Raw genomic sequence first — 13,653 nt, forward strand, 5'->3', positions numbered from 1 at the left:
TCCGCCGATGTCTTCGAAAAAACGCGTGCTTTTTGTCTGCACCGGAAACACCTGCCGTAGCCCGATGGCGGAGGGCTTGTTCACCAAACTCGTCGCGGATCGGAAGGATTTCAGTGTCGCTTCCGCAGGCGTGTCCGCCTACCCCGGCGATACAGCCAATCCGGAAACCGAGCTGATTTTGAAAAAACGCGGTGCTTCACTCAAAAACTTCACCAGCCAGCCGGTGACTTCCGAACTTTTGGACGAGGCAACTCACGTGTTTGCGATGACATCCAGCCACCTGGCGACCCTCGAAGCCAGATTCCCGGAACAATCCGAGAAATACCACCTGGCCTGTGATTTCGTTGAACTGCCCGGCCGTGGCATCGGCGCGGATGTTCCAGACCCCATCGGCATGGGGCGCCGGGCTTACGAAGAAACGGCCGCGATTCTGGACGCGGCCTTGCCGATGATTCTCTCTTACATTGATCAAACTTGGAAAGACGACTGACACGTCGCCTTTCCGGCTGGATCAAATCATTCCCAGCTTCATTTTCCCTTCCTCGGAAATCATTTCCTGATTCCAGGCGGGATCCCAAACCAGCTCAACGCGTGCATCGTCAACGCCTTCGATGGTCATGATTTTCGCTTGAGCATCGGCAGCAATCACCGGGCCCATGCCGCAGCCTGGCGCAGTGAGCGTCATTTTCACGGCGACGATTTTTTTACCATCGAGCTCCTCAAGCACGCAGTCGTAGACCAAGCCGAGATTCACGATATCGACCGGGATTTCAGGATCGTAAACGCCTTTGAGCTGCGCCCAGACCTGCTCTTCGATCGGTGCATCGTGAAGGCGCACCGCCTCTGCCTGTTTTTTGGCTTCTTCCTCCAAATCGACGCCGAGGGCATCCGAATCCTGAGAGGAAATCCGAGCAAGGCCTTGGGAAGTCGCGACCGTGAAAGTGCCGCCCAACCGCTGGGTGATGAACACCGGGGTGCCGGCTGGCAGGGTAAGCGAATCGCCGCTTGGGATTTGAATGGCAGACACCTCGCGGGTCAGGGTGATTTCCTCGTGCATGCGGCGAGTAAAACCTAGCCGGGCGCGCGCCGCAAGGGATGACTTCTTCGGCAACAAAGGTTTCCAAGTGACAGCCGGAACCGCACGCCCTATGATCTGGACGTTACCCATGTGGCCCGAAATTCAAAAACATTGGCGCGACGGGATTGAGATCCTGGTCCTCGCCGTCTGCATTTACCAGATTTACCGTGCTTTCCGGGCCACGCGCGGTGCTCAGATTCTGGTCGGACTCGGCACGATCCTGGTGGTGTTGACCCTGGTTTCCCAGGTTTTCCGCTTCGAGGTCATCTGGTGGCTCATCACCCGCGCCTCTGCGATTTTGGCGTTTGCCTTGATCGTCATTTTCCAGCCCGAGCTACGCGATGCCCTTGCCCGACTCGGCAGCAAGCGGATCTTTTCCTTTTCCAGCAGACGCAGACTGGCCTTCCTCGAACGGTTTGCGGATTCGGTGATCGCCTTGTCGAAAAAGCGTATTGGCGCACTGTTCGCGATCCAGCGCGATATCAGCCTGAAGAAATTCCTCGAAACCGGCGTGGTGCTGGATGCCCAATTTTCCCCCGAAATGGCGACTGCCGTTTTTTACCCGAAAGCTCCCTTGCACGACGGCGGCATGATCATCGCCGATGACCGCGTGGCGGGAGCCGCGTGCGTATTCCCCGTGACTCAGCGCGAAATGCGGGACCGCTCGACCGGTTTGCGTCACCGCGCCGCCATCGGTCTCACTGAAGAAACCGATGCCGTCGCTGTCGTGGTGAGCGAAGAAACGGGCGGGATTTCCATTTGCGTCGATGGTCGATTGGAACGAAATCTAACCGAAAAACAATTCCGCGACCGGCTGGCGGATATTTTCATAGCCGGCAAATCCCTTACTGAACCTGAAGATGACGAAGAACTGGATCGCGAAGATACTGTCACTCCTTCTCGCGATCGCGATATGGTTTCTGATTAGGGATCATCTGGACAACGATGGCGGAAACCTGGATCCGCCACGTGGCCAAATCGTCCCGGAGCCTTGAGCGATCCCGAAATCAGCGAGCGCTGATCTGGATGTTGTCGATCAATCGGACATCGCCATAGAACACCGCGGTCGCCAGGACTGTTGGGCGATTTAGATCATCCACCGGCTGCAGCGTTTCCGCATCCACCAGCGATAGATAATCGATCCGGGTTAGCGGTGAGGCCGAAATTTCTTCACTCGCGATCTGCAAGATTTCCTCCTTGGTCAGCGCCTCACTGGCTTTCAGCAAGGCCTTGCGAATCCGTGGAGCATCCGCGCGCTGTTCTGCGGTCAATTTCACATTCCGCGAAGACATTGCCAAGCCATCCGCCTCCCGCACGGTCGGCCCGCCAACAATCTCAACCGGGACATTCAGGTCGCGAACCATTCGGCGGATGATTGCCAACTGCTGGTAATCCTTCTCACCAAAAACCGCGATCTCGCAACCGGACAGCAGAAACAGTTTCAGCACCACCGTGCAAACTCCGTCGAAATGCCCGGGCCGGGTCGCGCCACACAAGGTCTGCGAAAGCGACTGTTCCAAAACGGTGATCGATCGATCCGGAAAATACATGGATGACACCTCCGGGGTGAAAACCACATCCACCCCTTCCGCCTCACAAACCGCCAAATCGGCTTCCATCGGCCGTGGATAACCCTCGAGATCCGATGCGCGATCAAACTGGATCGGATTCACAAAAATCGAAACGACCACCGTACCGGTTGGCCCGGCCAGCTCGCGCGCACGGCGGATGAGCGACAAATGCCCTTCATGCAACGCCCCCATGGTTGGCACCAATACCAATGGCTTAGGAAGTTTAGCCAGCTCCGCGCGCAGGGTGCTTCCGGTCTCAATCGTCTTCATGCCGGGAGCCTGCATCGACCTTCCCGACTCCGCAATTTCAGGGTGCAGCCAGGCGCGGAAAAATTTCCCCGATACCCGAAAACCCCGGGTGGCACGGCTCATGCTATTTGCCGCGCGAAGGTCATCCTTCTCACCCCCATATGAGTATCATTGAAACTGAAATCGAAGCAGGTCCCGCTACTGAGACTGCGATCGAACCCCAGGCTTCGTCAGCCGGATCGACGACCAGAACGCCGGAAGTCGTTCTGGATGATGAATGGGATACCATGGCAATTGCCCGCTTGATTCGCTCGAAGTCGCATTACGATGAGACGCCGGCCTTCCTTTTTCTTGGGAAGAAGGAAGCCCGGCTTCTCTCGGAGCACCTCGCGAGCGCATTCGGCGAAGAATCCGTCGCCACTCTCCGCGACACCTACTACATGGGACTCGAAACCATCGTGCTCGATACCGAGACCCATCTTTCGACCGGTGGTCGAAAGGCCCTGCGCACGCTGCAAGACCCCATTTCCCGTCGCCCAGCCTGGCGCGACAACGATGTCGACACGCGTTGGCAATTTCGTGCCTGATCATCCCTGACCGCGGAATGTTGCCGCCACGCGCGCCGACCAATCCGCAACCATCCACCCGGCTCCGGAAGACCTCGTTCTTCCTGAGCCGGTTTTTTTTGATTTTGATGTCACAAATCATGGCCTCACAATCAATAGGAGGCGAAAACCATGAAATCCGCCGTCGCAGCTGCAAACTTCTCCATCATGGACCGATCCCGATTTTCCGAGCTGATCCGCGATCATCATCAACCGCTCATTGCCTATGCCCGCGTACTTTGCGGGCACCCGGATCGAGCTCGGGAAATCGTCCAGGATTCATTTGTCGCCGCCTGGCAATCGATCGGAAAATTCGACATCACCCGTGATTTCGGCTCCTGGCTGCGTGGCATTGTGCGGAACAAGTGGCGTGAAGATTGCCGGCGGCACCGACGCGAAGTCCCACTGGAGGAACCGGAGCTGGTGGGACTTGAGGAAGTCATCCGCCAATGGTGCGCCGAGAGTGGAGAATCCGGTTTGCTCGGGCGGTTGCACGATTGCCGGGCAAAACTTCCAGAGACCCTCTCATCCGCGGTTCAAGCCTACTATGATGATAGTAATTCCGACGGTGAATCCGCAGCTGCAGCCATAGGCATACCCGCAGCGACCTTTCGCAAACGACTCGAACGCGCGCGCACGGCGCTCCGCCAATGCCTCGAATCCAACGCCTGAAATTCCAGCCCTCTTTCCAGAATGAACTCTCCATCGCCCGAAGACCGTCTGCTCGATGAACTGCTCCGTGAGCTGCATCAAGGGCCTGACGAAGCATTCATCCAACAACTCGAAGCCGCAGTGGATGCGGAGCCCCTGTCGCCTGCGAAGGTCCGCAGGAAAACGTCGCGTTTCTACCAACGCGCCGGGATCGCTGCTGCCCTAACTCTAACCGTTGGAACCGCCATCTGGTGGGCAGTAATCAGCAACTCGAAACTCAGTCCCAGTTTGGCTCCAAGAAGTGAACCGAACTTGGTCCGTTCCAACTTGAACGAAGAGATCAAGCACCCAAAAGAATATTTGCCCCCATCGCTCCATGACTTGAGCCTCCAACCAAGCGCGCCCCCACCTCCCCTACCCGCATCGGATTTCGCCGACCTCAAATACGACGAACCCACCCCCATCGCTCCCCCCTCCGATCTCGCTGCTAACGGGATCGGCACAGGCCATGGAGGTGGAACAGGTAGCGGAGCTGGAACAGGTAGCGGAGCTGGCTCTCGAGATGCCACGGGGAATCCATTCGGCATGGTCAGCCCCGACCGCCAGCCACGAGCAAGAATCGTTCCGCCTGCTGACGACCTGACGGCTACAGAGAGGAATTCCACCACCTACAAAGAATTGCGCGCTCGCGAACTCATTGGGCGCGATCAATACGAAAGAATTCTCGATCAATTCTGGAGATCCACGCAGGATTCTCCGCTTTCCACCTTTTCCATTGATGTCGATACCGCTTCCTACAGCAACATCCGACGAATGATCCAAGAGGGTCGACCCGTTCCGGCTGATGCAGTTCGGGTCGAAGAATGCATCAATGCCTTCCGCTATTCCTACCCGCAGCCGGGGGGCGATGCGCCATTTGCCGTAGGTGCGACGATTTCCACCTGTCCCTGGGCACCGTCACACCAACTCGTCCGCATTGCCCTGAAAGGCCGGGAGGTCGAAAACGCCAATCGACCCGCATCGAATCTGGTGTTCTTGATTGATGTTTCCGGCTCCATGCAAAGCCCGGACAAGTTGCCCTTGCTCAAGCAATCGTTGATGACGCTGGTCGATCAACTGGACGAACGCGACCACGTGGCAATCGTCGTCTACGCCGGATCGGAAGGAGTCGCGCTACCATCGACCGCACTCGATTCAACTGGACGCGAAGCGGTGGCGAATGCTCTGGCCAAACTCGAAGCAGGTGGATCGACCAACGGCGGAGCCGGCATTCAGCGCGCCTATGACTTGGCCACCGAGCAGAAAATCGATGGTGGCGTCAACCGCGTGATCCTCGCGACTGATGGCGATTTCAACGTCGGCATCACCGGCAAGGAGTCATTGGTGGATCTGGTCAAATCCCGTGCGCAATCCGGAGTTTATCTCACGGTTCTGGGTTTCGGCACCGGCAACCTCAACGACGCGATGATGGACTCGATCACCCGCGATGGGAACGGCAACTACTTCTACCTTGATTCGGCGCGCGAGGCAAAAAAAGTGCTCCTGCAAAATCTGAGTGGCACTCTGGTCACGATCGCGAAGGACGTGAAAATCCAGGTCGAGTTCAATCCGGCGAAGGTCGGGCGCTACCGCTTGATCGGCTACGCCAACCGGGTCCTGCGCAACGAAGATTTCAACAACGACGCGGTCGATGCCGGCGACATCGGCGCGGGCCACACCGTCACGGCATTTTACGAACTGCAATCGCCGGAATTGATAGCAGCCACTGATGACCTGAAATACCAGACCAAGCCATCAGTCGGGCAGAATCCTTCGGCGTCCTCGGACGAATGGCTCACGGTGAAGCTCCGCTACAAGCATCCGGATGGCGACGTGAGCCGGAAAATCGAATTTCCCCTCAGCGGTGAGGCCAAACCGATCATCGACACCGACCCGGACTTCAAATTCGCTACCGCAGTCGCACTGTTCGGCATGAAACTTCGCGACAGGCCGGATACCCGATCAGTTTCGTGGAGCTGGATCCGGGATTTCGCCCAAACCGGACTTGGCAAGGACTCCAATGAGGAACGTTCGGAGTTCGTGGAGTTGATCAAAACCTTGATGAAATCCGGATCGCCGAAGCTTCCGGCACCAGCCGATGTGATTCGTGACCGCTGAAGGAACCAAGGCAGGATCTGGACCAGTTCGATGGATACCGTTCAAAGTAACAGCCACGCAACCGATTGAAATAGGGAAAAAGGTTGATATCGCGGCAAAACTGGTCGATCTCCTAAGCAAGTTTCTGCTCAAGCGGCTCGATCCGCAACAGAAGCTCACGCCACGTCATCGAAGAAAACTGAATTCCCTCAATGCTCGCCTTTTCATCCTGCTGGAACAACAGCCGTCACTCCGATGGTGAGGCCATGATTGAGGAAATCGTTTCCCTCGGGTTCAAAAACATTGAGCTCTCCCACGGCATGACCGTGGCGAAATATCCGGGCATCAAGAAAGCCTACGACGCGGGCATGTTCACCTGCTCCGGCGTGCACAACTACTTCCCCTCCCCCGTGGAAGTGATGATCGATGCGCCGGACGCCTACGAATTCACCTCCCACCGGCCTTTCGACCGCCAGCGGGCGATGGACATGACGCTCAAGACCTTGGACATCGCCGCCGAGTTCAAGGCGCATTACGTGGTCCTTCACATGGGCTCAGTGCCCATGGATTCCTCCAAATGGACGAAACGCCTGACCGCGATGGTGAATGAAGGCGGCCAACACACGACCGCCTACACCAAGGCCAAAATCAACTTCGTCAAGAAGCGGGAAAAAGTCGGCCCCTTGTATTTTCACCGTGCCATCAAAGCACTCACCACCATCGCCGAGCGTGCTGCGGAATTGGGCATCAAACTCGCCGTCGAGTCGCGCTCCAGATTCGAAGACATGCCAACCGAGCGCGAAATGATTGAGTTGCAAAAGCACTTCGCCGACAACCCATGGGTCGGGTATTGGCATGATTTCGGCCACGTGCAGTTGAAGCACAACCTCGGATTGTTAGATCATCAGCAATGGCTCGCCGACATGCAGCCATACATCATCGGCGGTCACGTGCATGATGTGCAATGGCCAGCGCGCGATCACCGCGTTCCCTTCAGCGGCACCTTGAAGTATGAAGACCTGCTGCCCTTTTTCCCGAAAGGCTGCCCGTTGATCTGGGAACTCAGCCCGACCCGCCGGTCGGAGGAAATCAAAGAAAAGCTGGCGATCTGGAAAAAGAAATTCCCAGAGCGCAGCTAGATTGGCGGATTCTCGAAGCCGAATCAGGCGACCTGGCGATCGACATCTTCACGCAGGTTCTCGATGATGAATTCCTGGCGATTCGGCGTGTTCTTGCCCATGTAAAAGGTGAGCAATTCCTTCACGCTTTTGCCTTCTTCATATTCCACCGGGTCGAGTCGCATGTCGGGGCCGATCATGAATTTGAATTCATCCGGCGAGATTTCTCCCAAGCCCTTGAATCGGGTGATTTCGGCATTCTTGCCAAGTTTCGACAATGCTTTCTGACGCTCCGCATCATCATAACAATAGATCGTCTCTTTCTTGTTACGCACCCGGAACAGCGGAGTTTGTAAAATATACAAATGCCCGTCGCGGATCAGCTCAGGGAAGAACTGCAAAAAGAAAGTGAGCAACAACAGACGGATATGCATGCCATCGACATCGGCATCGGTCGCGATCACCACATTGTTATATCTCAATTCCGAGATGCCATCCTCGATGTTCAACGCGGCCTGCAGCAACGCGAACTCCTCGTTTTCATAAACGATCTTTCGTGGAAGACTGAAGGTATTCAGTGGCTTACCGCGCAATGAGAAAACCGCCTGCGTTTCCACGTCGCGGCTTTTGGTGATGGATCCGGAAGCCGAGTCACCCTCGGTGATGAACAGGGTAGATTCCTCACGGCGCTTGTGTTTGCTATCAAAGCGCACGCGGCAATCACGCAGCTTTTTGTTGTGCACCTTCGCCTGCCGTGAACGCTCGCGGGCCAGCTTTTGAATTCCCTTCAAATCCTTGCGCTCACGCTCCGCTGCCTGGATCCGTTTTTGAATCGCTTCAGCCGTTTGAGGATTTTTGTGCAGGTAGTTATCGAGATTCAGTTTGAGGAAATTCCCGATGAAGGTCCGCAGGGATTCCCCTTCCGGAGCTACGGTGGTGGAGCCCAATTTGGTTTTCGTCTGCGACTCGAACACCGGCTCGATGATGCGCACGCAGATCGCCGCCTCGATGCCCGCCCGGATGTCCGATGGATCATACTGCTTTTTATAAAATCCGCGGATCACCTGAACCAATTGTTCCCGGAATGCGGCCAAGTGGGTTCCACCTTGTGAGGTGTTCTGACCGTTGACGAAGGTATAATATTCCTCACCGCTTTCCTCGCTGTGGGTGAAGGCGATCTCGATATCATTTCCAACCAGATGGATCGGCGGATAGAGCGCCTCGTTTTCCATCTCCTCCCGCAGCAAATCGAGCAATCCGTCTTTGGAGCGATATTTCGTGCCGTTGAACACGACTGTCAGGGCCGGATTCAGGTAGGAATAATACCGGCACATTTTTTCGACAAACGCCTCACGGAATTTCGCCTTGGCCGGGAAAATCGTGCGATCCAGCTCGAACGCCAAACGCGTGCCGGTCTGGCCGTCGTCCTTCCGCGGATTTTTCATATCCACAGTCAGCTGGCCTTTCGAAAATTCGAGTGCCTTGGTCTTGCCTTCGCGCCACGCCTGGATTTCGAAAAATGTCGAAAGCGCGTTGACCGCTTTGATCCCGACACCGTTCAAACCGACGGATTTTTTGAAAGCCTCGCTATCGTATTTCGCACCGGTGTTGATCTGTGCGGCGCAGTCGTAAAGTTTCCCTAACGGAATCCCCCGCCCAAAGTCACGGACTTCAACACGGCCTTCTTCATCGATCGAGATTCGGACTTCCTTGCCGTGCCCCATGATGTGCTCGTCGATCGAGTTATCGACGGCTTCCTTGAGCAAAATGTAGAGGCCATCGTCCGGGGAACCACCGTCCCCCAGCTTGCCGATATACATTCCGGGGCGCATGCGAATGTGCTCCCGCCAGTCCAACGACTTGATGTCCGATTCCGTGTAATCCGATGCCATGAGAATGTCCTGAAGTTCCTAAACGGTCTGGCACGAGGGTGCAAGACCCGTGACGTCCCAAGAACTCAGGGATGGAGTTCGTTTTGATCGACAGTCTCCTCGGCGACTGGGGAATCAACCGGCTTGGGTGGTTCTTCGCCTTCCAGAAATCCATAGTGATCAAGGCCTTCGAAAAATCCAGCCAGGCCAGGTTGCTGCGCCTGAAACAATCTCGGACGCTCCCTCACCATGCGCAGAACCCGGTCGGCATCGGACGGAACCGCCGATAAATTCCGGCCCCGCACCGCAGCGACATCGTTGCCATAATTTCCAAAATAATAAATCCGCGCCGGATCAATCCCCCAGCGATGTTCCAGATACCGCAACGCCACATCCTTGCCGCTATGGATCGGAATCACGTCCAGGAACGATCGGGCGGTGACGATGACTTTGGCCGCGACTCCCGCTTCCCGCAGCAAGCGCTGAAGAGCCCCCCGCGATGGCGCGCGATTCGGATCTCTCAGGAAGGAGACCTTGAAGCGATGTTGAAATTTCTCTTCCTGCAGATAAATCCCATCCTGCGATGAAATGGCATCCAGAACCTTTTCCCGATCCCAACGCGAGGCGAGTTGCCCACGCCAGCGCTCGTCCAAAACACCCCGTCGACCGTAGCGAATTTCCGCGCCCAAGCCGGAAATGATGAATCCAGGTTCGGGCATGTTGCAGCGGGAAATCACTTCCCAAGCTTCGTCAAACGAAAGTCCCGTAGCGATGCCGAGGCCGATGTTTTGCCCATCGAACAAATGCCGCCACTTGGAAAGCAACTCTTCGGATTCGGTTTCAATATTCGGCAACAAATCCATCACGATCCAACGCTCGCGTTCCACAAGCGTTCGACGCGAACCACTGGTTCGATGGATCGGAGTCTTGGGAAGAACCACTGCCTTCAGCTCGTTGAGATAATGGTCCACGTGAGCCGACCATGCGTAGTATTTACGAACCGCGGCATGACCGCGCGCGGCGAGTTCTTTTTGCTTTTGCGGATCTGAAATCACTCGTTCCAGACCATCGCCAATCTCCTTCGTATGGTAAGGATCGACCAGCTCGCCATTCTTGCAATTCGCGAGAATGTCCCGGGGTCCGCCATCATTGGTTGCAACCAGCGGCAATCCAGCGGCGGCTGCCTCTAACAAGGTCAGACCGAATGGTTCGGTGAATGCAGGATTCACAAAAACGCCGCCCCGCTCGGCGGCCCAACGGTAAAAGCCGGCAACCTCTTTCGATTCATGGCGCTTCGGATAGGCGATGCTGCCGTAGAGATCACCATCATCGATCGTTCGCAGCAGATCCCGCCAAACTCGCCGAGCACCTTGCGGCAGTTTTTCAAAGGTCTCACGATTGCCACCGATGAGGATCAGGTTCGCATTTTCACGCAGCCAAGGATTTTCAGAAAACGCCTTCACCAATCCGGGAAGATTTTTTCGCTCATCCGCACGCGCGATTGTTAGAACTGGCGGCTTGGTTGGATCATTCAGGAAACGGCACAACTTGGCATCGACCGACTTCACCACATCCGGATCGCCCGGGCCATCGAAGCGACTCAAATTTACCCCTGGCGGGATCACACGCATGCGCTCTTCGGCATATTGGTGATAGAGTGAATATTGCTCTTCCACTTCCTGTCGCGTGCTGGTGCAGACCATGCTCGCCGCATCCAAGCTGAGTTCTTCCGCTTCGATCCGGGCTGATAGATTGTAGCGCTCTTCGATTTCTTCCTGTGTCGCCCCACTCTGTTCCAACTTCTGCCGTTTGACGCGACCGAGCGAATGACCGGTGAATACAAACGGGCAACCCAATACCGCCGACAGCTGCCGCCCCACATACCCCGCATCACCGTAGTGGGCATGAATGATGTCTGGCACCCGCTTTTCACGCCGAAAGTAGGCGAGCGTGCCATCGATGAAGGCATCAAGGTGACGCCATAAAACTTCTTTCCGCAAATAACGGCGCGGACCTGCTTCGATGCGGATGATTTCTCCACCGCCCTCCAGCTTTTCGCGAGCTTTCGAATAATCCGCCGAAACCCGCGGATCCATCACCTTGCGCGTCAACAAACTCACCCGGTGAACCCGCTCGTCTTGCGCAAGCGCCTTCACCAACTCGACCACATACAGGCACTGGCCACCAGTATCGGGATCGCGACCAAGCTCCATATTCTCCCCCCGGATCAACCCGTGGAGTGACAAATGGACGATATCCAGGCCTTTGCTTTTTCCGCTGCTCTTCTTGGGATCGCTCATGATTTTTCGGGTTTATCATCCATCACCGCATGATAGGCCGCGATGAACTCGGACGCCGACCATGCTTGGTAAGCCTTGCCCATCGGGCGTCCCGTCTCGCCATGATACCATTCATTGAATTCCCATTGCTGGAAAATTCCCTGATGGCTCACTTCCGCAAGTTTCAGCAATTCCTTGCGGGCCACATCGCGCAACCCGAGCCGATGAATGAAGCGAACCCATTGCCCGCCTACCCAGCCCCAGATGCCACCATTGTGGTAATGGTGTGGCAAATTCAACAGGTTCACCGTGTAGTAGCTTTTCCAATCCGGATCGCCGGCATTCACCACCGGATAGAGATTTCTAACAGGAAACGGCTGGTTCACGCCAACGCCCCACATGAATCGGAATGCGACCTTCGCCTTCTCGAAATCCAGGACATTGAACAAAAAGGCCAGAATGTTTCCGGCCACATCGCATCGCCAATCGAACGAAAATGGCGTGACCTGAGCTAACAGGTAGCGGGAATCGCCGATCGCTTTCTGCACCTCGTCGAAGCCAGCAACACCATCGGGACCGTTCCCCGTCGTCGGCCAGAACCGATCAAGAATCGCGGTCTTCACCCGCTCCGCTTTGACGAAATAATGACTGGCTGCGGCCTTATCACCTAACAACTCCATCATTCGGCCGTAGCTGACATTGGCACGGCACCACAGCACCTCGTCATAAAGAACGTTGTAGCTCCGGTTGAAGAGATCCATCCAATCACCGGCTTCGGGAATTTCTAACAAGCCATCCTGATTGCTATCGTGCGCCTCAAGCCAGTTCATGACCTTGGCGATCGGATCGAGATACTCTTTCAAAAAATCGATCTCACCGGTTTTCTCGACGAAGGCGTGGAGTGCGATCACCACCCACATTCCACTGTCGATCGCGGCGATCCCGCCGACTCCGGAGTAATCCGGGACGCCGGTTGAGATGTGGACATTCGCAGGCACCTGACCATTTTCCGCCAAGTGATCCAGCAACGTGCGCAAGGTCATCCTCTGGCAATCGCGGAAACGATCATCGTGGCACGACAAGCTTCCCGTGATGGCCATCGCCCCATCGCGCCCCCAGACACTGTTGTAATTTTCATCCGTTCCGGTGACTGAATTGTCCTTGATGGAACAAGCACTGAAACCCATCGGCGTGACACATTTCTCCAATGCCTCCAGCGCCTTGCCATAAGCCTTTTCGATAAACGCCGTCTCGCTTCCCGCGGTTCTGGCCTGCGGCTCGAACAATCGAATGATCTCCGGGTCATGCGCCTGGGTATCAATCGAAGTTCCGCAGGGGACGATCTGCTCGAAAACGCCATAATGCACCAGCCCCTCCAACACACCTGCCGCGCAAACTCCACTCGCCCGATACGCATTGGCATCGACCAGCGCCTCTAACAATTCCGGCTCCGCATTGTCAGGAGCAATACCGCGGACTGATGGCAGCAAAAACATCGACGCGTCATTTCCGGTATCGCCAGCGACCACAACCTCATCCAGCCCGATCCCCAGGTGATTGCACAACCACTTCAAGGCGTTCGCCTTGTTCGCGCTTTTCGGCAAAACATCGAGATCGCGGGAAGACGAATAGATGACCTGCGCTTCAACACCCGCGTCGAGCAAGGTGGTTCGCAACACATCAAGCTCCTCGCGTGTCCGCTGAAACCAAAACCAGCTGCTCTTCCAAGGATGCTGCTGTTCCGGCGGCTGTTCCTTGATGTCCGGCAGGCCCGAAACAATCTGCCTGACCACCCCCAGATCCCAACCTTCACTCAAAAGATCTTCAAATTCCTCGACGACTTTTTCTTCACGCGGGTTCCACATCATCGTCCCCACCCCACCAATGAAATAATCCGGCGTGGGCAATCCTGCACGCTTCACCACGCGGATGGCATCCTTGAGCAACCTGCCGGTGCTATAAACCAACACAGGTCGATTTTCTCCCTGTGCTTTCCAAGTTTCCGCAAAATCCGCGGTCGAATCAGGTTTTCCAAGTAGAGTCCCGTCCAAGTCCGAACAAATCAGACGGACGTCTTTATCTTTCATCATTGATC

Annotated in this window: 11 protein-coding genes; 6 read left to right on the top strand and 5 right to left on the bottom strand. The window is 55.9% G+C overall.

Translation table 11 applies throughout. The annotated features are described in order from the left end of the window. Positions 1–7: 7 nt before the first annotated feature. Positions 8–490 carry a low molecular weight protein arginine phosphatase gene (locus tag JIN85_RS01920; RefSeq protein WP_200267063.1) on the top strand — a complete coding sequence of 161 codons (483 nt, stop codon included), beginning with the start codon at positions 8–10 and terminating at the stop codon, positions 488–490. A gap of 21 nt (positions 491–511) precedes the next feature. On the opposite strand, the gene sufT is transcribed toward JIN85_RS01920, so the two are convergent. Next, complete coding sequence (gene sufT, locus JIN85_RS01925) at positions 512–1,057, bottom strand: putative Fe-S cluster assembly protein SufT (RefSeq protein ID WP_200267210.1); 546 nt, start codon at positions 1,055–1,057, stop codon at positions 512–514. A 109-nt stretch (positions 1,058–1,166) separates the two neighbouring features. Here sufT and cdaA point away from each other — a divergent pair, with 109 nt between their 5' ends. After that, positions 1,167–2,006: a diadenylate cyclase CdaA gene (gene cdaA, locus JIN85_RS01930; RefSeq protein WP_200267065.1), complete on the top strand. Its 840-nt coding sequence runs from the start codon at positions 1,167–1,169 to the stop codon at positions 2,004–2,006. A 79-nt stretch (positions 2,007–2,085) separates the two neighbouring features. Here cdaA and panC read toward each other — a convergent pair whose 3' ends face one another. After that, a complete protein-coding gene (gene panC, locus JIN85_RS01935; protein ID WP_234047176.1) occupies positions 2,086–3,021 on the bottom strand; it encodes a pantoate--beta-alanine ligase in 936 nt (311 codons plus the stop codon). Between the two features lie 38 nt (positions 3,022–3,059). Here panC and JIN85_RS01940 point away from each other — a divergent pair, with 38 nt between their 5' ends. The 4 genes from JIN85_RS01940 to JIN85_RS01955 all read left to right on the top strand — a co-directional run bounded on the left by JIN85_RS01940 (position 3,060) and on the right by JIN85_RS01955 (position 7,429). After that, positions 3,060–3,485, top strand: a complete 426-nt coding sequence (locus tag JIN85_RS01940) for a hypothetical protein (RefSeq protein WP_200267067.1) — start codon at positions 3,060–3,062, stop codon at positions 3,483–3,485. A gap of 150 nt (positions 3,486–3,635) precedes the next feature. Continuing rightward, positions 3,636–4,175, top strand: a complete 540-nt coding sequence (locus tag JIN85_RS01945; protein ID WP_200267069.1) for an RNA polymerase sigma factor — start codon at positions 3,636–3,638, stop codon at positions 4,173–4,175. Positions 4,176–4,196: 21 nt separating this feature from the next. Beyond that, complete coding sequence (locus tag JIN85_RS01950; protein ID WP_200267071.1) at positions 4,197–6,311, top strand: vWA domain-containing protein; 2,115 nt, start codon at positions 4,197–4,199, stop codon at positions 6,309–6,311. A 191-nt stretch (positions 6,312–6,502) separates the two neighbouring features. Next, positions 6,503–7,429 (top strand): sugar phosphate isomerase/epimerase family protein, encoded by a 927-nt coding sequence (locus JIN85_RS01955; protein ID WP_200267073.1) that lies wholly within the window; start codon positions 6,503–6,505, stop codon positions 7,427–7,429. Between the two features lie 23 nt (positions 7,430–7,452). On the opposite strand, the gene JIN85_RS01960 is transcribed toward JIN85_RS01955, so the two are convergent. The 3 genes from JIN85_RS01960 to JIN85_RS01970 all read right to left on the bottom strand — a co-directional run bounded on the left by JIN85_RS01960 (position 7,453) and on the right by JIN85_RS01970 (position 13,648). Then, the gene (locus JIN85_RS01960) at positions 7,453–9,300 is read right to left on the bottom strand and encodes a DNA topoisomerase IV subunit B (RefSeq protein WP_200267075.1); all 1,848 of its coding nucleotides are present in this window, start codon (positions 9,298–9,300) and stop codon (positions 7,453–7,455) included. Positions 9,301–9,365: 65 nt separating this feature from the next. Continuing rightward, positions 9,366–11,579 (bottom strand): HAD family hydrolase, encoded by a 2,214-nt coding sequence (locus JIN85_RS01965; RefSeq protein ID WP_200267077.1) that lies wholly within the window; start codon positions 11,577–11,579, stop codon positions 9,366–9,368. Next, positions 11,576–13,648 carry an HAD-IIB family hydrolase gene (locus tag JIN85_RS01970; RefSeq protein ID WP_200267079.1) on the bottom strand — a complete coding sequence of 691 codons (2,073 nt, stop codon included), beginning with the start codon at positions 13,646–13,648 and terminating at the stop codon, positions 11,576–11,578. Before JIN85_RS01970 ends, JIN85_RS01965 begins: the two co-directional genes overlap by 4 nt. Positions 13,649–13,653 lie beyond the last annotated feature (5 nt).

This window comes from Luteolibacter pohnpeiensis (assembly GCF_016595435.1).
GTDB classification, from domain to species: domain Bacteria; phylum Verrucomicrobiota; class Verrucomicrobiia; order Verrucomicrobiales; family Akkermansiaceae; genus Luteolibacter; species Luteolibacter pohnpeiensis.